Source organism: Pseudarthrobacter sp. NS4, from assembly GCF_024758005.1.
GTDB lineage: Bacteria > Actinomycetota > Actinomycetes > Actinomycetales > Micrococcaceae > Arthrobacter.
In genome coordinates this window covers 2729749-2750077 of sequence record NZ_CP103288.1, presented here as the reverse complement: position 1 = coordinate 2750077, position 20329 = coordinate 2729749, and the positions used below count along the sequence as shown (strand labels likewise).

The window sequence follows — 20329 nt, the reverse complement described above, 5'->3', positions numbered from 1 at the left end:
CATGAACTTTACCGATCAGACTTCCCCGCGCCACCGCCAGGAGCGTCGGACTGCTGCGCGCCGGTCAGGTGTCATCAGTGGGGTGCTTGCTGTTGTCCTTGCGGCCGGACTCGCCTCGTCCACGCCGGTGGCTTTCGCCGACGAGCTGGAAGACAAGCAGGCAGCGCTCGAGGCCGAAGCCGCACGTGTTCAGCAGTCCTTGGAATTCGTTGATTCCCGCATCGCCAAAGCGGCCAGCGACCTGGTGATCTACCAGGGCCAGCTACCCGGCGCCCAGCAGGCACTCCTTGAAGCACAGGGCCGTGTGGCCGGCGCAGTCAAAGAGGTAGAAGCGCTGTCTGCACGTGTGGACATGGCCCAGCAGAACAAGGCCAAGATCACGCAGCAGCTGGAAACGGACAAGCAAAAAATCGCCGACACCAAGAAACTCATCGGCCAAATCGCCACCCAGGCCTACAAATCCGGCGGAGTGCCGTCAAACCTGTCCCTCTTCTTTGGCTCCAACAACGGCGCCAGCCTGACGGAAACCATGGACCTGGCGGACCAGGCCATGCGCAGCCAGAACGCTGCCATGGACAAGTTGTCGCAGCAGAGCGCCACCAACGTGAACTCGCAAGCCCGCCTCCAGGCAGTGGAGGCCGAGATCAAGGACCTCAAGGCCAAGGCGGATGCTGCCCTGGAGCGGGAAAAGGCCGCCCGTGACGAGGCAGCCGCCAAAAAGGAACAGGTCGACCAGCTGATCGCCGACACCACCCGCCTTGACGCCGAACTTCAGGCGGCCAAGCCCGGCATCCAGTCACAGCTGGCCGGGGTCCAGGCCAGCCAGAATGCGGTTGCGGCAGAAATCCAGGAGCGCGACCGGAAGCTGCGTGAGGCCTGGGAGGCCGAGCAGCGCAGGAAGGCGGAAGCCGCGGCAGCAGCGGCGGCGGCAGCCGCCGCAGCCGAAGCCGCAGCGAGAAACCAGCCACCCCCGCCGGCACCGCCGGTTCAGTCGTTCATGCCGCCGGCGGGATCGCCGTCGGCCTTTGGGGTCCGGAACCCCTTTGGCGGCGGCGTCCCCATCACATCCGGCTTCGGCTGGCGGGCCACACCGCCGGGCACCATCGACTTCTACGGCCAGGGCGGCTACATGCACACCGGGCTCGACTTTGGAGCGGCCTGCGGCACGCCGGTCTACGCTGCCGCGGCAGGCGAGGTCTTCAGCTCAGGCTGGAGCTCCGCGGACGGCGGCGGCTGGCGAGTCAAAATTTCGCACGGCCTGATGCAGGGCAACACCCTGAACACGATCTATTACCACAACGCCAGCATCGTGGTCTCGAACGGCCAGCGGGTCTCGCAGGGGCAGCTGATCGCCTACTCCGGCAACACCGGCAACTCCACCGGCTGCCATGCCCACTTCGAAACCTGGCTCAACGGCAGTCCGGTGGACCCGATGGGCCTGCTGTAGGGGCGGATTGCCCTGCCGTACACTGGTATCACTCCGCGCCGGCTGGCCCGGAAGACATCCGACTTGACCTGAGGAGCTTTCCGTTGCCTAAAGAAAGTGGCCGTAAAGTGGTGGCCACCAACCGCAAGGCCCGGCATGATTACCACGTGCTGGATACCTACGAGGCTGGCATCGCGCTCATGGGCACCGAAGTAAAGTCCCTGCGGGAGGGCCACGCCTCCATGGTTGATGGCTTCTGCACCTTCTACAATGACGAACTGTGGATGGAAGCCATCCATATCCCGGAGTACAACCAGGGGAGCTGGACCAACCACGCGGCCCGGCGCCGCCGGAAGCTGCTGCTGCACCGCGAGGAGCTCATTAAGATCTCCCACAAAGTACGGGAATCCGGCTACACCATCGTTCCCCTTCAGCTTTACTTTGTGGATGGGCGCGCCAAGGTGGAGATCGGTGTGGCCCGAGGTAAGCGCGAGTACGACAAACGCCAGACCCTCCGCGAACAGCAGGACAACCGGGAGGCACAGCGGGAAATGCGTGAGCGAAACCGCCGCCGCTAGGAATGAATGACGCAGAACATGCGTTAGTATAAGTAGTCCGGTGGGCTTGCCCGCCGGTTTGGTAAAAGAATATGGGGATGATCGGTTTCGACGATGTTAGTCGCGACAGGTGAAGCGGGCCGAGGATGCAGAATTATCTCGTAAACGCTTTCTGCAAACCAATAAGTGCCGAATCTAAGCGCACTGACTTCGCTCTTGCTGCCTAAGCAGTAAGACAGTCCGTCAGCCCGAGGTTGCTATCGCCCCGGATCCTGGCGTCATTTAGATAGCCACTGCTGTTCACCTCCGTCATCGGGGTGAACGGGACTCTTAGATGACTGGGCCCGGATCAGCCAGCTGTTTGCAGCATGGCTGGGGCCGAGAAAATCCGACGCAAACTGCGCCCGGAGAAGCCCTGACAACACGACATCGGACGGGGGTTCAATTCCCCCCATCTCCACATTTGTGATGAGTTGAAACATCCTCAGGGATGAGTCCACCCATCGGATAACACCCCGGTCTTCGGACCGGGGTGTTTTTCTATGCCTGCCTTGATGGTCGACGCGCCGTTCACCAACGGCGTAGCGGGTATGGGACTACAGCCCCTCCCCGAATCGTTGATTCCGATAGGACCCGGTCACCCGGCAAGGGCGGTCGGGCGGGCACGACCAGGAGGTGCGCCATGGATGAGGCGCGGGAGCCGGCTTTTTCCGAGAACGACGCCGAGGCGCTGGATTCGTATTCACAGACAGTCATGCGCGTGGCAGCCGCCGTCACACCGCACGTGGCAGCCATCGAGATGACAGCGCCGCGCCGCAACGGAAGGGTACGGATGGGTGCGGGTTCCGCCGTACTCTTCACGGAGGATGGCTACCTCCTGACAAATTCCCATGTGGTGGCCGGGACGCGCAGCGGCCATGCAGTCTTCGCCGACGGCAGCCGGATGGAGCTGGAACTCGTGGGTATCGATCCCTTGTCCGACCTTGCGGTGGTCCACGGCAGGCGTCCTAAGATTGCCCCTGCGGAATTCGGCGCAGCAGAATCCCTGCGTGTAGGACAACTGGTTGTGGCCGTGGGAAATCCCCTGGGACTCGCGGGCTCGGTAACAGCAGGCGTGGTGAGCGGCCTGGGCCGGGCCATTCCCGTATGGTCCGGCGGCAACCGAAGGGTCATCGAAGACGTGATCCAGACTGACGCTGCATTGAACCCTGGCAATTCCGGCGGGGCGCTGGCTGATACGCACAGCCGGATCGTTGGCATCAATACGGCCGTAGCAGGTGCCGGACTGGGACTGGCGGTTCCGATCAACGCCACCACCCGCCGGATCATCTCCGCCCTGCTGTCCGACGGACGGGTCAGGCGGGCTTACCTTGGCCTGATCAGCACCCCGATGCGGCTCAGCCCAAGCGCTGTGATCAGGACCGGCCAGCGGGACGGGCTCCGGATCGTGGAGGTGCTGCCGGATTCTCCGGCGGACAAGGCAGGCCTGTCAGCGGGGGACATCCTCTTGAGAGCGGGCGGCCGGCCTGTCAGCAATGCCGAAAGCCTGCAGCGACTGCTTTTTGCCGATGCCGTCGGACAGCCACTCGACGTCGCCGTGTTGCGGGACGGCACGGAAATCCATCTGGTGGCGGTCCCTGAGGAGATGACCAGCAACGGTACATGAGCCGTCCGGGCGGAGCGGCTATTGCCCCGGGCCAGTCGCTGCCACGTCCGCGATGCCGACGAAACGCGTGCCGACGCCGTCGAACTCGCTCCGGATGAAGCCGGGCTGCACGGGCGGCACCTCAGCGGGTCCATGGTGGCCGCACACCACGTACGTGAAGTCCGGCCACCACTTCTTGGGGCGGGCCGCCTCCTCGTAGCCGCAAACGGCGCATTCCAAGTGGACCCAGACCGGACGCTTGCCCGTCCGGTTCGCACGGGACTGAACCAGCCAGGCCGGCGGGTTGTCCAGGATTTCGCCCAGTTCTGCCTCGGTCATCCACTTCGGAAGGCCATGGCGCCGTGCCATTTCCATCGGTACATCCAGGGCTATTGCTGCGTCACGTCTGCTGATCATCAGAATCCACGATACGGGAGTCCGCCAAATCGGCTCCTCCTGCGCCCAACGCTAGGACGATACTGCAATACCCGCCGCGGCCGCGGCAAAGCCCAGGAACAGGTTCGCTGCAATGTTAAGGGCCGCTGAACCAAACCGTGCTTCACTCACCAGCCGCACAGTGGCGGTGGTCCACGAACTGAAAGTCGTCAGGCCCCCGGCCAGGCCTGTAGCCAGCCCCGTGTGCCATTCATCGGCCAGTCCCAGCTGCGCAGCGAGGCCTGATGACACCCCGATGATGAAGCAACCTCCCACGTTCACCAGCAGCGTTGCCCACGGCCAGTGCAGCTTTTCCTGCCCGCCGGGCAGTCGGATGCTGCGCGTGGAGCTGTGGTGCGCGAACCAGCTGTCGATGCCAAACCGCAGCAGCGCGCCCAACACGCCGAAAACCCCCACCAGGACCGCAGTGATCACGGCCGGCCGCCCGCAGCCACGCCTGCCGGATTCCGGGGGAGCAACTTCCCCAGACGCCAGCCCAGACCGGCAGCCAATAATCCCAGGAGCAGCGAGAGCACCAGATAGGCAATCCAGGCCGGATGCGCGCCGGCCCGTGCCAGCTGGTCCACAGCGAACACGACCGCGGAAAATGTGGTGAAGGAACCCAGCAGTCCGGGACCAAGTCCCGCCCGAAGCCAGAAGGATGTCCGTGGCCGGTCCATCCAGGCCGTGGTCAGCGCGGCCAGGACAAAGCTGCCGGTGACGTTGATCCAGAGCATAGCCCAGGGAATTGATCCGGGCTGATCGGGAAAGGCGAGTCCCAGGCCATATCGCAGTTCACTGCCGATCAGGCCACCAACGGCGACCGCAAGCCACGCCCGCCCCGCCGGCATTCCGGGCCGCTTCACGCCGCTAATCCAAGGCATGCCGTCACCAAGGCGGTCGCCGGCCGAAAGGCAGCCCCAACTCAGCCCTCTCCCAGCAGGCAGCCGGGATGGGGATGATCGCTGTGGACCCAGAGAGCCGAGGTGATTTCGTCAGCAAGGTCATAGTCCCTGGTCCGCCCCGAGTTGCGGATCCGCACCACCAGCGCGCCACCGAACGGCCTGCGGCCAACAACCTCCACCTCGGCGTCGAGGTCTATCTCCTCAGCGGACAAGTAGCGGAGCAAATCCGGGTTGTCATCGCTGATCCGGGTGATCCTGCCCGTGTGGCCCTTATCCAGTTCACCCATGACATGGGCGCGGGGCATAAGAACCTTGCCGTCAGCTGTCGGGATCGGATCGCCGTGCGGATCACGGCTTGGGTTGCCGAGCTTGGCCGCGACCCGCTCAATGAAGGTATCCGATACAGCGTGCTCCAGCAGCTCGGCTTCGTCGTGGACCTCGTCCCAGCTGTAGCCCAGCTGCTGGACCAGGTACGTCTCGATCAGGCGGTGGCGCCGGACCATGGCAAGAGCCAACCGCAGGCCGGCATCGGTGAGGGTGATGGCGCTGTATGGCTTGTGGTCGACAAGGCCCTGGTCCTTCAGCTTGCGGACCATCTCCGACACGGAGGAATTGGCCACCCCCAGCCGCAGGGCCAGCTGGGAGGACGTGATGGGCTTGTCCTGCCATTCCGTGAATGAGTAGATGACCTTGACGTAGTCCTCGATGGAGGAGGAGGGCGCGCTGGTCTTCACAGGACCAAGCCTAGCGGGTGCCCGTGGGCCGCAACGGCGTGGCAGGTCATATTTTGACTGCCCGCCAGGACAGCGTCAGGTAGGGCAGTTCGAGTTCCTCGTCCCCGGCATGGCCAAGGTGCTCATGCAGGTACCAGTCGAGGTTTGCGAGGACTTTGGCCCGGGTGGCTTCACCGGCACGCAAATAGTAGCTGCGGGATTTGGTGAGTTCGATCAGGTCGGTGGTGCTTACTACGTCCTGCCAATGCGTCACGTGGCCTTCGGGCTGTCCGAACTCCGGCCCAACCACTGGCCGGTGGTCCGGCTTGTACACGTCCCCGGCGTGCATGATCCGGGAGAGCCTGTGCACCCACGGTACGGACGTGTCCAGCTGGTTCCAGACCAGCCCGAGCGTTCCGTGCGGCCGGAGCACACGGGCGAGTTCGGTGCTCGCGGCAAGGGCATCGCACCAGTGCCAAGCCTGGGCAACGGTGACGACGTCGAAGGCCGCCGGCGGCAGGCCCGTCATCTCGGCGGTCCCGAGGACAGCGGTAGCGTCCGGATAGTGCGTTTTCAGCTGGTCAAGCATGTCAGCGGATGGATCGACGGCGGTCACAGCCAGCCCGCTGCCCAGCAGCAGTTCGGTGAATTTGCCGGTTCCGGCGCCCACATCGAGCGCATCGCGGGCCCCGGCAGGCACGAGCCACTGCGCAGATTCTGCAGGGTAACCGGGCCGGACCCGCTGGTAGTGCCTGCCGCCGTCCTGGAAGCTCTGGCCGAGCTCCTGGCGCCGCCCATGATCAAGCCTGGGGCCACCCCGAACCACGCGCGGCCTCCTTCGGTTTATGCCTGCGGTATCTTTCGAATTTACCGCATTCACCCCTGACTGGAGCGCCGACTCTGACCGGAGCGCGGGCTCCGACGGGAGCGCCGGGGAGGATCAGCCGTCAAGGCAGGGGGCAGCACCCGCGGTTCCCGGCGTGTTCGGAGCCCAGTGCGGGTAGGTGCGCGTGTCGTTCGCGGGAACCCAACGGCCGGCGTCCACCACGTAGTCCCACCCCAGGCCGTCGCGGCGCAGATTCCTGATGCCCGCAAGGAGCCGCTCTGCGTCCTCGAGCCTGGAACCGACACCGAAACTGGCGCGAAGGGAACCGGATGGCAGGCCCAGCCGCTTCAGCAGTGGATGGGCGCAGAAGCGCCCGTCCCGCAGGCCGATGCCATGCTCGGCCGACAGGTACGCCGCAACCAGCCCGGCGTCGTAGCCCTCGACGGAAAAGTTGACCACGCCGATGGTGTCGGTGTCCGCATTGGTGTCCTTGAAGATCTGGTGGACCGTTACACCGTCGATCTCCTGCAGGCCCTCCACCAGGAAGGAACGGATGGCGGACTCGTGTGCATGCCAGCGGCCCTGGTCCAACCCCGCGATCACCTGGGTGGCGCGCGCAAGGGTTGCGGCACCCAGTACATTGGGGGACCCGCCCTCATGGCGGGCCGGGCCGGTGGCCCAGCTGACGCCGTCGAGCCTCGCTTCCTTGACGGCGCCGCCGCCGGCAAGGTGGGGGGTACCGGCGTCGAGCCAGTCCGGGCGGCCCACCAGGACGCCTGCGCCGAACGGCGCGTAGAGCTTGTGTCCTGAGAAGGCGATGTAGTCGACGTCGTCTGCGCTGATGTCCACGCGGCGGTGCGGGGCAAGCTGGGCTGCATCCACCACGATCCGTGCGCCGTGTTGGTGTGCGAGCGTGGCAAGTGCCCGGACCGGAAGGATCTCGCCGGTGACGTTGGAGGCGCCGGTGATGGCCAGCAGGCTTACGCCGCCCTGCTCCAGTTCGGCGCGCACTGACTCGATGGTTCCGGCAATGGTGTCGGCGGCAATGATGCTGCGGTGGGGAACGCCCTGCCAAGGCAGCAGGTTGGCATGGTGCTCGATGTCCAGGTACAGGACGTCGCCGGCCGGGCGTCCGTCGGTGGCGGGGAGGCAGCCGGCCAGCAGGTTGAGGGAATCCGTGGTGTTCCGGGTGAAGATGACGGAGTCGTCAGGGCGGCCGCCCACGAAGTCCCGGACAATGCTGCGGGCATTCTCATAGACGGATGTGCTGATTTGCGATGCGTAGCCGGCGCCGCGGTGGACACTGGCGTAGTACGGCAGGACCTCATTGAGGTAGGCGGACACCACTGACAGCGCAGGGGCCGATGCGCCGTAGTCGAGGTTCGCGTACCGGACGTGGCCGCCGCTGATCAGGGGCGCCTGGATTTCCGCTCCGGTGACGGCGGCAAGGGGACGGCCGGCGACTGCCTGGCGCTCGTCAAAAGCGGCAGACGTTGCGGCGGGAATGGCGGCGTTGGGGGAGACGGTGGCAGTTGTCACAGAGACCTCACTTCAGGACAGGACTCCGGCATACAGGGAATCCGCGCTTGCCGCATCCACTCCGGACCGGCCTGGTCGTCACCCGGGGCACCCCGCCGCGAAAGGAGGGTTGCCGGCCAGCAAACCGGGGTTTTGCGCTGGCACTCGTGACCTGGTTAAGAGCGTAGAACATGCGGTGGCCAGGTTTGAAGCCGGGGCAATTGTTAAGGGTTTTGTTACGCCACGGCGGGAAACCGGCCAGTCGGCCGAAGAAAACGACGGCGGACGCCTCCTTTCGGAGGGTCCGCCGTCGATTCTTCGGTCTTTCAAATGGTTACAGCAGGTCGTCCAGGTACGGGTTCAACCGCTGCAGCACCTCCGAGTGCAGGATGGAGTTGGTGGCCAGTGCGTTGCCGCCGAACGGGCCGTCCTCGCCCTCAAGGGATGTGAAGCGGCCGCCCGCCTCCACCACAATCGGCACCAGTGCGGCCATGTCGTACAGATTGAGTTCGGGTTCGCAGGCAATGTCCACCGAGCCTTCAGCCACCATGCAGTAGGACCAGAAGTCACCGAAAGCACGGGTCCGCCACACGTCCTCGGTAAGACCAAGGAACTCGTCCAGGTTCCCGCGTTCCTTCCACCCGCCCAGGCTGGAATAGGACAGGGAGGCGTCGGACAGGCTGGAGACGTCGGACACCCGGAGCCGGGTAGCCGCGGCAAGGGAACGGCCCATGTAGGCGCCCATGCCCTTGGCCGCCCACCAGCGCTTGCCCAGGGCGGGAGCGCTCACGACGCCGACCACTGGCTCGCCCTCATCAACTAGGGCTATGAGGGTGGCCCAGACGGGGACGCCGCGCACAAAATTCTTGGTCCCGTCAATGGGATCGATGATCCACCGGCGCGAGCCGTGGCCTGTGCTGCCGAACTCCTCGCCGAGAACCGCATCGCGTGGCCGGGAACGGGAGAGCTGGCCGCGGATGGCTTCTTCGGCGGCTTTGTCCGCATCGGTGACCGGCGTCAGGTCAGGCTTGGTCTCCACATGGAGGTCCAGGGCCTTGAAGCGGCTCATGGTCTGGTCATCCACGGAGTCGGCCAGGACATGGGCCAGGCGCAGGTCATCGTTGTAGCTCGAAGCGGGTTGGATCATGGTTCCAAACTACCGTCTGCAGGCGCTTCTGCTGGGAGATCGGCTTTGTCAGTTGACGCTGCCGAGCTCCTTGGTCTCCTGTGCTTCCATCCGGGGATCCGTTCCCAGGAGCCGGCGCAGGGATGCCAGCCGGGCTTCACCGGTGGGGCCTGCATGCCCGCCGGCCACCCATGCATCGAGCCCGCAGTGCACAGCCGAGGCGGTGTGCTTGCAGCCGCGTTCACAATCGTCAGTTCCCGGGGAAAGGTCCGGGAACGACCTCAGAATCCTGTCGGGATCCACGTGCGCCAGGCCGAAGGAACGGATGCCCGGCGTATCGATGATCCAACTGCCGGGCGGGGCGTCCGCCAGACGCAGCGCCAGGGCTGACGACGACGTGTGGCGGCCACGCCCGGTCACCGCATTCACTCCGCCGGTGGCGCGTTCCGCCCCGGTGAGTGCGTTGACCATGGTGGACTTCCCGACGCCTGAGTGCCCCAGCATCACAGTGACCTTCCCGTCCAGGTAACCCCGGAGCTCAGCTACCGCTGTGCTGTCCAGCCGGGCGGACAGTCCGTCGTCGGAACGGGCGTCGATGCCGGAGGCCTTGACGTCCGCGGTCCGGCTGATAATCACCGGGAAGTCCAGATGCGTGTAGTTCGACAGGAGCTCCGCGGGATCCTTGACGTCCGCTTTGGTGACCAGCAGGATCGGCTCGATGCCGGCGTCATACGCTGCCACCAGTGCCCGGTCGATGAACCCGGTGCGGGGCTCCGGGTTGGCGGCCGCTACCACAATGACCAGCTGGTCCGCGTTAGCCACCACGGCCCGCTCCACAGGATCGGTGTCATCGGCGCTTCGCCGCAGGAGGGTCTTCCGGTCCTGGATCTTCACCAGCCGGGCCAGGGTATCGGGGTCACCGGAAACGTCCCCCACGAGTGAAACGAAATCGCCGGCCACCACGGGGTTGCGCCGCAGCTCACGGGCCCTGGCGGCAATAACTGTGCGTTCATTGCCCGAGTCCTCGCCCACCACAGCGGTATAGCGGCCCCGGTCAACGGTGATGATGCGTCCGGTTACTGCGTCATCGTGGCTGGGCCGGTCCTTCGTGCGGGGCCGGGATCCCTTCTTGCTCGGCCGGATCCGGACGTCCGACTCGTCCCAGGAGTCAGTGCGCCGCGCCACCGCTGGAACCTTCCGCCCCGCCGTCGGCCTCCTCCTCGGATGCGGCGCCCTGGGCGAGCATGTCCGCCCACAGCTGGGGAAAGTCGGGCATGGTCTTGGCAGTGGTGGCAATGTCCTCCACCTGGACCCCGTCGACAGCCAGGCCGAGAATAGCTCCTGCGGTGGCCATGCGGTGGTCGGCGTAGCTGTGCACGACGCCGGCGTGCAGCCGGGCCGGGCGGATGACGAGGCCGTCGCTGGTCTCCTCAGCATCCCCGCCAAGGCGGTTGATTTCCGTTACGAGGGCGGCCAGCCGGTCCGTCTCATGTCCACGCAGATGGGCAATGCCGCTGAGCCGGGATGGCCCGGTTGCCAAGGCACACAGGGCCGCCACGGTTGGAGCCAGCTCACTTGTGTCAGCGAAGTCCGCGCCCTTGATCTCCGGACCGCCCGTAACCGTCAGCACACCGTCCTGCAGTGTCACCTCGGCGCCCATCTCGGCCAGGATACTGCGCCAGAGGTCACCCACCTGTTGCGTCTGCTCCGGCCAACCGGGAATCCGGACTGTTCCCCCTGATGCCAATGCTGCTGCGAGGAACGGGCCTGCATTGGAAAGGTCCTGTTCAATCCGCTGGTCAAAGGCGCGGATGGGGCCCGGCGAAACAACCCAGTGGTTGGGGACTGAGTCATCTACGGACACCCCCGCGCCGCGGAGGACCGCGACGGTCATGTTGATGTGGTCCAGGCTCGGCACCGGCTTACCTACATGTTCCAGGTGCAGGCCCTCGGTGAAGCGTGCCCCCACCAGGAGGAGCGCGGAAACGAACTGGGAGGACGCGCTGGCATCAATCACCAAGTGGCCGCCGAGGACTTCTCCGGTGCCTTCCACCACGAACGGGAGCGACGACGCCGTCCCGCCGTCTTCTGCCGCAACGTTAACCCCCAGAGCCTTGAGCGCCTCGATGATGGTTCCCATCGGGCGCTTGCGGGCATGCGGGTCGCCGTCGAACACGCTGGTCCCGTTGCGCAGCGCCGCGAGCGGAGGGACGAACCGCATCACCGTGCCGGCCAGCCCGCAGTCGATCCTGGTGGGCGGCGCCGCCGCGCCCTGTCCCAGCGGAACCACCTCGAGGTCCGGCCCGAACGCTCCGTCGCCGGGTACCTCGGTAATGCCGGCCCCGAGCTGGCGGAGGGCTTCGATCATCAGCGCCGAATCGCGGGAGTGCAGCGGTGCACGCAGGCGGGACGGGCCGTCTGCCAGCGCGGCGAGGACAAGATACCTGTTGGTCAGGGATTTTGAACCGGGAACCGTGACGGTGGCATCAACGGGCCGCGAAGCGAAAGGTGCGGGCCAATGGGGGACAGGAGTTCCGGAGGTGTCCCGGGTGGCGGCTGCAGCGGTCATTCCTGCCTATGCCCCCGTGGCCTGTTCAACCGCGCGGCGCACGGCTTTGTCCGCCTTGTGAAGCTTCTTGTTCGTGGTCTTCCTGGCGTCCGCGGCGAGGTGCGACGCGCCCTTCCGGGCATCAGCGGCGAGGTGCTCGGCGCGCCAGGCCAGTCCCGGCTTGCCTGCGGTGTCCACGGAGGCGAGCAGGGCGCCTCCGCTCAGGGACAGGTTCTTGAGCAGCTGGTTGCGGCGGGTCTGGCGGCCTTCCTTGCTGCTGATGTCTGCGCTGCGCCATTCCACGAAGGTGTTGAGCAACGAAATGACCGTCAGCAGGGTGGCAGAGAGCCGGGAGAATTTCCCCAGCCCGAAGAGGACACCTGCGCCCACCTGTGTCCCGCCGATCACGCGGGCCAGCATCTTCTCGTCGGCCTTGAACGGCAGGGACGCAGCGGCCTTGCGAAGCAGGGGGGAGAGCTGCTGGGCGGTATCGTCGGCGTTCTTGAGCTTATCCACTCCGGCGAGAACAAAACTGGAGGCCAGCATGGGCCGTGCGAGCGTGCGGACAAAGGACATGGATTTCCTCCTGTATGGACGAACCGCGTCGTAAGCGGCGGAGTCCGTCCTAGTCTTGCACTTTTGGGGAATATTTGCCCAAGGCCAAGGGTTATGGAAAACGGGTCCGGAATGGCCGGGTTGCCTGACAAAGAGTGAAACCAAGAGCGGAGCTGGGCCTTGAGGCGGGTGTTGGACGGAATCGAAACAGCGGGCCCGGTGGCTATCGGCTCACTGGAGGCCGAACCCCCGGAGTATGGCTCGGCGCGTGCACGCAGCCTGACAGTAGACTTGAAGGCAATGAGCACCCTGGATCCGGCCGTGTCGGCCATGTATGAGGCTTCGAACAGCGAAGTGAAGGGCACCGCGGACGCGGCGTCCCCGTCCGAATTGGCTGACGCCCCGCACCCCGGAGCACAGACCACAGAAAACGTGGTGGACGTTGCAACGGAAACCGTGGAACAGCGCCGCCTCCGGTTCGAGCGCGATGCAATGCAGTACGTTGATCAGCTGTACTCCGCCGCAATGCGGATGGCCCGGAACCCGTCTGACGCGGAGGACCTCGTCCAGGAGGCCTACACCAAGGCTTTCTCTGCGTTCCACCAGTACAAGCCCGGTACAAACCTTAAAGCCTGGCTGTACCGCATTTTGACGAACACCTACATCAATCTTTACCGCAAGCGGCAGCGCGAACCGCTCCAGTCCAACTCGGACACCATCGAGGACTGGCAGTTGGCGCGGGCCGAATCACACACCTCGAGCGGACTCCGTTCCGCCGAGGCAGAGGCGCTGGACCACCTTCCGGACTCCGACGTCAAGCGTGCACTTCAGGACATCCCGGAGGAATTCCGCCTCGCGGTGTACTTCGCTGATGTCGAGGGGTTCGCGTACAAGGAAATTTCAGACATCATGAACACGCCCATCGGTACGGTGATGTCCCGGCTCCACCGCGGCCGGAAAATGTTGCGGGACATGCTCGCGGAATACGCCGCCGAGCGCGGATTCAAAACGGCCGCAGAATCACAGGACAAGGCTGCAAGCACACAACAGGAGAACAGGAAATGAGCGACTGCCAGGGATTGGGCGATTGCGATGACACCCGGATGCAACGCATCTATGAGTACCTCGATGGAGCGTTGACCCGCGAGGACATTACGGAAATCAAGAACCATCTTGATGACTGCCCGGAATGTACTGAGCAATACGACCTCGAGTGCGTCATCCGCAACATGGTCAAGCGCTCCTGCACTGAAGCTGCGCCGGAGAACCTGAAGAACGCCATCCTGGACCGGATTCATTCCATCCGGCCGGTGGATGCCTAGGTCCTCCAAAGCTGTGCCCGCTTCCAGCCGGCACAGCTGCGGCTGAACAGTGCAGCCTCTGAACACTAAAGGACCCCGGAAACCGAATGGTTTCCGGGGTCCTTTATGTGAACCGTAGTCCCTGGCATTTGCCTAGGTGTTGGGGCGCTTCCCGTGGTTCGCGCCGCCACGCTTACGGTCACGACGCTTGCGTGCACGCTTGCTCATAGCTGGCCTCCTTACTGTTGGTACTCAAAAGAGCTGCCCTCAAGTCTCCCACATCATCAGACCGCCCGCGAACCGGGAACCGGGCGATGACCTGCGCCTCGGTTCCCACCACAGCCCTTGAGCCTACGGCTGCAGGGAGTTCCGGACGGCGATGCGCGCCTGCTCAAGAACTGTCCTCATGGTTTCCAGCGTGACGGGACCAATCGGCTGGCTGCGGGCGCTGAGACGCAGTTCGGCGCGGAGGTCATCGCGGAACTCCTGGAGCATCATTTCAGCGTCCTTGAGGGACCGCTGGCCTGCCGCTGGCCGGCCGCCGGGAACCCGGAAGTCCGCCGCCTTGGCGGTGGCGCGGGCAGCTTCCGCAGTGGCGGCCAGGTCTGCCCGGAGCCCGCGCATGTTGCTGCGGATGTCCTCACGCAGGCCGTCAGCCAGCCGGCGCACGGAGGCGGAAATGTCATTCTCCACACCTGCAAGCTCGTCGCGCCGGCGGTTCAGCTCGGCAAGCCCCGCGGCGGTGATGTGGTAATTGGTGCGGCGACCGGCTGATTCTGTGGCCACCAGCCCTTCCTCTTCGAGCTTCCCGAGGCGGGGATAGATGGTTCCGGCGCTGGGGGAGTAGGTACCTCCGAAGCGCTCCTTGAGTGCCTTGATGAGTTCGTAGCCGTGTTTGGGGCCCGACTCAAGCAGCGCCAGGAGGTAAAGGCGCAGCGCGCCGTGCGCGAAGACCGGCGGCATCAGTGCCCTGCTTCTGCATTTCCGGTCATCTGGCTGTGGAAGATTGACGTTTTGCCGGAGACGGAGTTGGTCCGGACCAGCATGAGCTGCCCGTCGGGCCCCGCGATGGTCTCCACCTTCCCGCCCACCTGGGCGTAGTGCTGATCGTCAATCACCACTGCGCCGCTGGCAGACTTGGCCACGATATCCACCCCGACGTTGTGCGGCAGCCGGACGGTGAGGTTGCCTGAGACGGAGTTGGAGCCAAAGTCGTGGGTGAAGTCGTGCAGGTCGAAGCTGAGGTTTCCGCTGACGGTGTTGGCCCGGACATTGGTGAAGCGGCCGGAGGCGGTTACCTCTCCGGAAACACTCTTGGCGGTAAGGACGCCGGTGTGGTTGCGGGCGGCAACGTCGCCGCTGACGGTGTTGACGTGCAGTTCTCCCCCAGTGCCGTTCGCCATGACAGATCCGGAGACGGTGTTGAGCCGGGTGTGGCCGGTGACCCCGGAGACCAGGCCGTCGCCGCTGACGATTCCGGCTTCCACGTCCACGTTCTCGGGAACAGCGATGCTGATGACGGCTGAATTTTCGCTGTTGTGGTTCACGGCTCCCATGAGGTTCTTGAACCAGCCCTGCGGTCCGTGGAGCTGGTGGCGGACCTCCAGCCGGCCGCCATTAAGCGACACCGTCACCGGATCGCCGTGGATATCGGAGATCTCAATGCGGGCAACCGGTTCCTGGTGGGTCACCACATCGAACCTCCCGCGGACCATGCCCAGCTTCAGGGATGTCACGCCGTCGACGTCGATGGTTTCGGGGCTGGTGACGGTCCAGTTCTGCTCAGACATGGTTCCTCCAGAGGCGATATATCGTGCGTCCTTTTCAACGTACCGCCGCTGGCAGGGCAGGTCAAGATATATCGCGAATGGCCTATGCCGGTGCGTCCATCTTCAGCCACTGGAACCAGCCGCGGTGTAGGACCAGCCAGGCCATGAGCCCGTACCCCGCCTGCCCCGGAGTCCCACTGTTTGCGGCGAGGTCCTGGCGCCACTGTTCGTGGTTGAGGAGCGGCGAAAAAGTATCAACGTACAGGTGCTTGCGGCGGGTGGTGACATCGGCAAAGGCGGTGTTCAGTTCATCCAGCCGGCGGTTCTGGGCAGGATCCAGTGTGGGCGGCGGCCCCACGACGAACACCTCTATCCGGTTCTGTGAAGCCGAGTCCAGGATGTTTGCCAGATTGAGCCGGCTACGCGCGGTGGAAAGGCCGAATTCGATATCCCGGCCCGAAAGCCCGATCACCAGGCGGTTCTCGGCCTGGTTGCTGAACCGCCGCCCCGCCTCTTCGAGCCACCGTGCGGCCAGGCCCTCTGTCCCTTCCTGTGGACAGGGGAGGGCATAACTTTCCAAAAGCATGCTGTCCTGGGGAGTGCGGGCCAGGACACGGCCCAGCCAGCCCAGCGCCCGGGGATCTCCCAGTCCGGCCAGCAGTTCATCTCCTACAGCTGCTATACGCAGCTTCCTGTCTTCCACACGATCCTCTTTACTTCGGTCCTGACTGGCCGCTGCCACCGTTGCAGCCGCGGATGCGGGGAGACGGGGCGACGCTGTCCATCCATTAAACAGAACTGCCCGGCCGGAGTCTGGTATTTGGACGTCCGGCCGGGCAGCCTTACTGCTACTTCCGCGCAAATGCCTGCTTCAGCAGAACATCCTGCTCCGCGGCGTGCCGCTTCATGGAACCGGCAGCCGTCGAAGCCGACGCGGACCGCGACACCAGGCGGACCCGGCGGTCCAGGGCGTCGGGCAGGTTCAGGCCGATGAACGGCCACGGTCCCTGGTTTGCAGGCTCGTCCTGGGCCCAGACGACCTCCGCGTTCGGGTACTTGGCAAGCTCGGCTGCGATCTCGGCATGCGGCAGCGGATACAGCTGCTCCACGCGGACGATGGCGGTCGTCTTGTCACCGGTCTTCTGCCGGGTGGACAGAAGATCGTAGTACAGGCGGCCGGACACCAGCAGGACGCGCTCGACGGCATCTGCCGCCAGCTGCTCATGATCGCCGATGACGGTGCGGAATGTGCCGTTGGTGAATTCCTCGACGGATGAGGCAGCGGCCTTCAGCCGGAGGAGCTGCTTGGGCGTGAAGATGATCAGCGGCTTCCGCGGACGGCTGTAGGCCTGGCGGCGGAGGAGATGGAAGTGCGACGCCGCCGTGGTGGGGTTGGCAACGATCATGTTTTCTTCGGCACACAGCTGCAGGAAGCGCTCGATCCTCGCCGAGGAGTGGTCCGGGCCCTGACCTTCGTAGCCGTGCGGAAGCATCAGCACCAGTGAGGAACGCTGGCCCCACTTCTGCTCAGCCGAGGAGATGAACTCGTCAATGATGGTCTGGGCGCCGTTGACGAAGTCACCGAACTGGGCCTCCCAAAGGACCAGTGCATCCGGGCGCTCTACCGAGTAGCCGTATTCGAAGCCCATGGCCGCGTATTCGGACAGCAGGGAGTCGTAGATCCACAGCTTGGCCTGGTCATCGGAAAGGTTGCCCAGCGGCAGCCATTCCTGGCCGTTGGCCCGGTCGTGGAATACGGCGTGACGCTGCACGAACGTTCCGCGGCGGGAGTCTTGGCCTGCGAGGCGCACTGGAACGCCTTCCATGATGAGGGAGCCAAAGGCAACGATCTCGCCAAAGCCCCAGTCGATGCCGCCTTCACGGGACATCTGCTCGCGCTTCTCAAGCAGCTGCTTCAGCTTTGCATGGACGGTGAAGCCCTCGGGGACTTCCACATGTGCCTTGCCGATCCGGGCCAGCGTCTCTGCCGAGATGGCCGTGGAGGCCGGGGCGTTGATGCCGGATTCGGACTGCTGGGAAATAGGCCGTTCGATGTCGGACACTGCCGCGGAATCTGCTGTGACAATCGGGATCGGTGAGGTCTGCGCTGCGTGGGTCTCCGCGAACACGCGTTCCAGCCGTTCCTGGTAGTCGCGGAGCAGCTGCTCCGCTTCTTCCTCGGTGATGTCCCCACGGCCGATCAGTGACTCGGTGTAGAGCTTGCGGACGGAGCGCTTGGCCTCGATCAGGTTGTACATCAGCGGCTGGGTCATCGAGGGGTCATCGCCCTCGTTGTGGCCCCGGCGGCGGTAGCAGACCATGTCGATGACAACGTCCTTGTGGAACCGCTGGCGGAACTCGTAGGCGAGCTGGCCGATGCGGACCACAGCTTCGGGATCGTCACCGTTCACGTGGAATACCGGTGCCTGGATCATCTTGGCGACGTCCGTGGAGTACGTGGAGGAACGCGAGGACGACGGGGCGGTGGTGAAGCCAACCTGGTTGTTGACCACGACGTGGATGGTTCCACCGGTGCGGTAGCCGCGCAGCTGGGACAGGTTGAGGGTTTCAGCAACCACGCCCTGGCCGGCGAAAGCGGCGTCACCGTGGACCACGATGGGCAGGACGGGGAATGACTCGCCCTGGTCCAGGCGGTCCTGCTTGGCGCGGACGATGCCCTCGAGCACGGGGTCCACGGCTTCCAGGTGGGACGGGTTGGCGGCGAGGTAGACCTTGGTTTCCTTGCCGTTGTCCGATGTGAATGTGCCCTCGGTACCCAGGTGGTACTTGACGTCGCCGGATCCCTGGACCGAACGGGGGTCCTGGGTGCCCTCGAACTCGCGGAACACCTGTGCGTAGGTCTTGCCGGCGATGTTGGTGAGCACGTTAAGGCGGCCGCGGTGGGCCATGCCGATGGCAACCTCGTCGAGGCCGTCGTCGGCGGCATCCGACATGATTGCGTCAAGCAGCGGAATCAGCGACTCGCCACCTTCGAGGGAGAAGCGCTTCTGGCCCACGAACTTGGTCTGCAGGAATGTTTCGAAGGCTTCTGCTGCGTTCAGCTTGGAGACGATCCGGAGCTGCTCTTCGCGGCTGGGCTTGGAGTACGGGTGCTCCAGCTGGTCCTGGAACCACTTCCGCTCGGCTGGCTCCTGGATGTGCATGTATTCGATGCCGGTGGTGCGGCAGTAGGCGTCACGCAGGACACCCAGGATGTCGCGGAACTTGAGCGTCGGTTTGCCGCCGAACCCGCCGGTGGGCCATTCGCGGTCCAGGTCCCACAGTGTCAGGCCATAGGTCAGGACATCCAGGTCAGGGTGCTTCCGCTGGACATACTCGAGGGGATCGGTGTCCGCCATAAGGTGTCCGCGGACGCGGTAGGAGTGGATGAGCTGCTGGATCCGCGCAACCTTGTTGATCTCGTCGGCCGGGTCCACTTGCTTGTCCGCGCTCCAGCGGACCGGCTCGTAAGGGATCCGGAGGGCTTCGAAGATCTCATCGTAGAAGTTCTGCGCACCGAGCAGGAGTTGGTGCACCAGTTTGAGGAACTCGCCGCTGCCGGCGCCCTGGATGACGCGGTGGTCGTACGTCGAGGTGAGCGTGAGGACCTTGCTGATGGCGTTGTGGGCGATGATCTTCTCGCTGGCGCCCTGGAATTCCGCAGGGTAGTCAAGTGCACCCACGCCAATGATGGCGGCCTGGCCCTTGGAGAGGCGGGGAACCGAGTGGACGGTGCCGATGCCGCCCGGGTTGGTCAGTGAAACAGTGGTGCCCTGGTGGTCCTCAGCGGTGAGCTTGCCGCTGCGGGCACGCTTGATGAGGTCCTCGTAGGTGTGCCAGAACTCGGCAAAGTTGAGGGTTTCGGCCTTCTTGATGTTGGGAACCATCAGCAGTCGGGTGCCGTCAGGCTTCGGCATGTCGATGGCGATGCCGAAGTTGACGTGGGCCGGCTGGACAGCCACGGGCTTGCCGTCCACTTCGTCGTAGTACACGTTCATGGAAGGGAACTGGGACAACGCACGGATCACGGCGTAACCGATGAGGTGGGTGAAAGAGACCTTGCCGCCGCGGGCGCGGGCCAGGTTGGAGTTGATGACCACGCGGTTGTCGATCAGCAGCTTGGCGGGAATGGCCCTGACGCTGGTGGCCGTGGGCACCTCAAGGCTGGTGATCATGTTCGTGGCGATCGCCTTGGCCGGTCCGCGGAGGACGGAGACGACGTCTTCTTCAGGAGCGGTAGGGGCCTTCACGTTCTTGGGCAGCTGGGCCGGGATCGGCTGTGATCCGGAGGCTGCCTCGGTCTTCTTGCCGCCGTCGCGGGCAACGGTGGCAGGAGCCTTCTTCGCCGGTGCAGGCGCGGGTGCCGGAGCGGCCGGCGGCGCCGCCGGGGGAGCGGCAGGAGCGGGGGCCGGAGACGGTGCCGGAGCTGCTGGAGCCGAGTTCACAACCGGCAGTTCCCGGGTGGGAGGGTGGGCCACGGATTGCCCCGAATTTCCATTGGAAGAAGAACTGCTGCCGGAGTCGAACGATTCAAACAGCGGCCACCACTTGGCATCCACGGCGTTCTTGTCCTGCTGGTACTGCTCGTACAGTTCGTCAACGAGCCACTCGTTTCCGCCAAATTCCTCTGGTAGACGGTGGCTTGGCTGCTCTGGCACTTGAAATACGCCTCTTCCATGAGTTTGATTTCCCTCCGGCCCCACGGTGCTTCAGCACTACGTTCGAACCAGTCTCTGCGTCCTCTGAACCCAGACGTTTGCAAGTCTAGTGAGCATGTTGTGTTAACTGCCAATAAGGGTGACCCAAATCATGAAGTGACGCGGAATCGGCCAAATATGGCGGAAGGAAGCGTCTAAAAGCGGGGTTTTTGGGTAAGCCAATTGGGTGCTCCACCACGGGCGAAAGCGGCCGGGGCGCCGGCACCTGCTCCTGTAGACTGAAATTCTTATGGACAGTAAATCTAGGTGCCGGCCTGGGGGCTGTCAGCGGAGCACGAACAACAGCG

At 64.6% G+C, this 20329-nt stretch carries 20 protein-coding genes, 1 other RNA gene and 1 riboswitch; of the genes, 6 read left to right on the top strand and 15 right to left on the bottom strand.

The features are described from left to right. The first annotated feature begins 1 nt into the window (after window position 1). The 4 genes from NXY83_RS12970 to NXY83_RS12955 all read left to right on the top strand — a co-directional run bounded on the left by NXY83_RS12970 (window position 2) and on the right by NXY83_RS12955 (window position 3649). A complete protein-coding gene (locus NXY83_RS12970; RefSeq protein WP_258802623.1) occupies window positions 2–1447 on the top strand; it encodes a peptidoglycan DD-metalloendopeptidase family protein in 1446 nt (481 codons plus the stop codon). A gap of 83 nt (window positions 1448–1530) precedes the next feature. After that, entirely contained in the window at window positions 1531–2004 is a 474-nt protein-coding gene (gene smpB, locus NXY83_RS12965) for an SsrA-binding protein SmpB (RefSeq protein ID WP_050054575.1), read from the top strand. A gap of 73 nt (window positions 2005–2077) precedes the next feature. Continuing rightward, window positions 2078–2446: a transfer-messenger RNA gene (gene ssrA, locus NXY83_RS12960) on the top strand. 219 nt (window positions 2447–2665) lie between these two features. Continuing rightward, window positions 2666–3649, top strand: a complete 984-nt coding sequence (locus NXY83_RS12955) for a S1C family serine protease (protein WP_258802622.1) — start codon at window positions 2666–2668, stop codon at window positions 3647–3649. 18 nt (window positions 3650–3667) lie between these two features. Here NXY83_RS12955 and NXY83_RS12950 read toward each other — a convergent pair whose 3' ends face one another. The 10 genes from NXY83_RS12950 to NXY83_RS12905 form a co-directional block, all read right to left on the bottom strand. After that, a complete protein-coding gene (locus tag NXY83_RS12950) occupies window positions 3668–4045 on the bottom strand; it encodes a hypothetical protein (protein WP_258802621.1) in 378 nt (125 codons plus the stop codon). Between the two features lie 51 nt (window positions 4046–4096). After that, on the bottom strand, window positions 4097–4498 hold the full coding sequence (locus NXY83_RS12945) for a fluoride efflux transporter FluC (RefSeq protein ID WP_258802620.1): 402 nt from the start codon (window positions 4496–4498) through the stop codon (window positions 4097–4099). Then, on the bottom strand, window positions 4495–4947 hold the full coding sequence (locus tag NXY83_RS12940) for a fluoride efflux transporter FluC (protein ID WP_258802619.1): 453 nt from the start codon (window positions 4945–4947) through the stop codon (window positions 4495–4497). The genes NXY83_RS12945 and NXY83_RS12940 overlap by 4 nt, the downstream gene beginning before the upstream one ends. A gap of 41 nt (window positions 4948–4988) precedes the next feature. Further along, window positions 4989–5702, bottom strand: a complete 714-nt coding sequence (locus tag NXY83_RS12935) for a metal-dependent transcriptional regulator (RefSeq protein ID WP_258802618.1) — start codon at window positions 5700–5702, stop codon at window positions 4989–4991. A 46-nt stretch (window positions 5703–5748) separates the two neighbouring features. Next, on the bottom strand, window positions 5749–6507 hold the full coding sequence (locus NXY83_RS12930; RefSeq protein WP_258802617.1) for a class I SAM-dependent methyltransferase: 759 nt from the start codon (window positions 6505–6507) through the stop codon (window positions 5749–5751). A 114-nt stretch (window positions 6508–6621) separates the two neighbouring features. Next, a complete protein-coding gene (locus tag NXY83_RS12925) occupies window positions 6622–8046 on the bottom strand; it encodes an aminotransferase class V-fold PLP-dependent enzyme (protein WP_258802616.1) in 1425 nt (474 codons plus the stop codon). A gap of 38 nt (window positions 8047–8084) precedes the next feature. After that, a riboswitch (SAM riboswitch) is annotated at window positions 8085–8198 on the bottom strand. 161 nt (window positions 8199–8359) lie between these two features. Next, on the bottom strand, window positions 8360–9172 hold the full coding sequence (hisN, locus tag NXY83_RS12920; protein WP_258802615.1) for a histidinol-phosphatase: 813 nt from the start codon (window positions 9170–9172) through the stop codon (window positions 8360–8362). Window positions 9173–9220: 48 nt separating this feature from the next. Beyond that, complete coding sequence (gene rsgA / locus NXY83_RS12915) at window positions 9221–10336, bottom strand: ribosome small subunit-dependent GTPase A (RefSeq protein ID WP_258802614.1); 1116 nt, start codon at window positions 10334–10336, stop codon at window positions 9221–9223. Beyond that, window positions 10320–11720 carry a 3-phosphoshikimate 1-carboxyvinyltransferase gene (aroA, locus tag NXY83_RS12910; RefSeq protein ID WP_258802613.1) on the bottom strand — a complete coding sequence of 467 codons (1401 nt, stop codon included), beginning with the start codon at window positions 11718–11720 and terminating at the stop codon, window positions 10320–10322. Before aroA ends, rsgA begins: the two co-directional genes overlap by 17 nt. Window positions 11721–11726: 6 nt before the next feature. Next, complete coding sequence (locus NXY83_RS12905) at window positions 11727–12275, bottom strand: DoxX family protein (RefSeq protein WP_258802612.1); 549 nt, start codon at window positions 12273–12275, stop codon at window positions 11727–11729. A gap of 279 nt (window positions 12276–12554) precedes the next feature. Between NXY83_RS12905 and NXY83_RS12900 the strand changes: the two genes are divergently transcribed. Both NXY83_RS12900 and rsrA read left to right on the top strand, forming a co-directional pair. Beyond that, window positions 12555–13319 (top strand): sigma-70 family RNA polymerase sigma factor, encoded by a 765-nt coding sequence (locus NXY83_RS12900; protein WP_258802611.1) that lies wholly within the window; start codon window positions 12555–12557, stop codon window positions 13317–13319. Beyond that, complete coding sequence (gene rsrA, locus NXY83_RS12895) at window positions 13316–13576, top strand: mycothiol system anti-sigma-R factor (protein WP_258802610.1); 261 nt, start codon at window positions 13316–13318, stop codon at window positions 13574–13576. The genes NXY83_RS12900 and rsrA overlap by 4 nt, the downstream gene beginning before the upstream one ends. 132 nt (window positions 13577–13708) lie before the next feature. Here rsrA and NXY83_RS21090 read toward each other — a convergent pair whose 3' ends face one another. The 5 genes from NXY83_RS21090 to NXY83_RS12875 form a co-directional block, all read right to left on the bottom strand. Continuing rightward, entirely contained in the window at window positions 13709–13783 is a 75-nt protein-coding gene (locus NXY83_RS21090) for a 50S ribosomal protein bL37 (RefSeq protein WP_369299106.1), read from the bottom strand. A gap of 123 nt (window positions 13784–13906) precedes the next feature. After that, entirely contained in the window at window positions 13907–14518 is a 612-nt protein-coding gene (locus tag NXY83_RS12890; RefSeq protein WP_258802609.1) for a PadR family transcriptional regulator, read from the bottom strand. Next, window positions 14518–15345, bottom strand: coding sequence for a DUF4097 domain-containing protein (locus tag NXY83_RS12885; protein WP_258802608.1), 828 nt, complete (start codon window positions 15343–15345; stop codon window positions 14518–14520). Before NXY83_RS12885 ends, NXY83_RS12890 begins: the two co-directional genes overlap by 1 nt. 82 nt (window positions 15346–15427) lie before the next feature. Next, window positions 15428–16027, bottom strand: coding sequence for a GDSL-type esterase/lipase family protein (locus tag NXY83_RS12880; RefSeq protein WP_258802607.1), 600 nt, complete (start codon window positions 16025–16027; stop codon window positions 15428–15430). 145 nt (window positions 16028–16172) lie between these two features. After that, window positions 16173–19982 (bottom strand): multifunctional oxoglutarate decarboxylase/oxoglutarate dehydrogenase thiamine pyrophosphate-binding subunit/dihydrolipoyllysine-residue succinyltransferase subunit, encoded by a 3810-nt coding sequence (locus NXY83_RS12875; protein ID WP_258802606.1) that lies wholly within the window; start codon window positions 19980–19982, stop codon window positions 16173–16175. Window positions 19983–20329 lie beyond the last annotated feature (347 nt).

What these genes read in the sequence shown, in the direction of transcription:
- NXY83_RS12970 (WP_258802623.1), top strand. Translation starts at nt 2, where the DNA reads ATGAACTTTACCGATCAGACTTCCCCGCGCCACCGCCAGGAGCGTCGG.
- NXY83_RS12955 (WP_258802622.1), top strand. Translation starts at nt 2,666, where the DNA reads ATGGATGAGGCGCGGGAGCCGGCTTTTTCCGAGAACGACGCCGAGGCG.
- NXY83_RS12950 (WP_258802621.1), bottom strand. Translation starts at nt 4,045, where the DNA reads ATGATCAGCAGACGTGACGCAGCAATAGCCCTGGATGTACCGATGGAA.
- NXY83_RS12940 (WP_258802619.1), bottom strand. Translation starts at nt 4,947, where the DNA reads ATGCCTTGGATTAGCGGCGTGAAGCGGCCCGGAATGCCGGCGGGGCGG.
- hisN (WP_258802615.1), bottom strand. Translation starts at nt 9,172, where the DNA reads ATGATCCAACCCGCTTCGAGCTACAACGATGACCTGCGCCTGGCCCAT.
- aroA (WP_258802613.1), bottom strand. Translation starts at nt 11,720, where the DNA reads ATGACCGCTGCAGCCGCCACCCGGGACACCTCCGGAACTCCTGTCCCC.
- NXY83_RS12905 (WP_258802612.1), bottom strand. Translation starts at nt 12,275, where the DNA reads ATGTCCTTTGTCCGCACGCTCGCACGGCCCATGCTGGCCTCCAGTTTT.
- NXY83_RS12900 (WP_258802611.1), top strand. Translation starts at nt 12,555, where the DNA reads ATGAGCACCCTGGATCCGGCCGTGTCGGCCATGTATGAGGCTTCGAAC.
- rsrA (WP_258802610.1), top strand. Translation starts at nt 13,316, where the DNA reads ATGAGCGACTGCCAGGGATTGGGCGATTGCGATGACACCCGGATGCAA.
- NXY83_RS12890 (WP_258802609.1), bottom strand. Translation starts at nt 14,518, where the DNA reads ATGCCGCCGGTCTTCGCGCACGGCGCGCTGCGCCTTTACCTCCTGGCG.
- NXY83_RS12885 (WP_258802608.1), bottom strand. Translation starts at nt 15,345, where the DNA reads ATGTCTGAGCAGAACTGGACCGTCACCAGCCCCGAAACCATCGACGTC.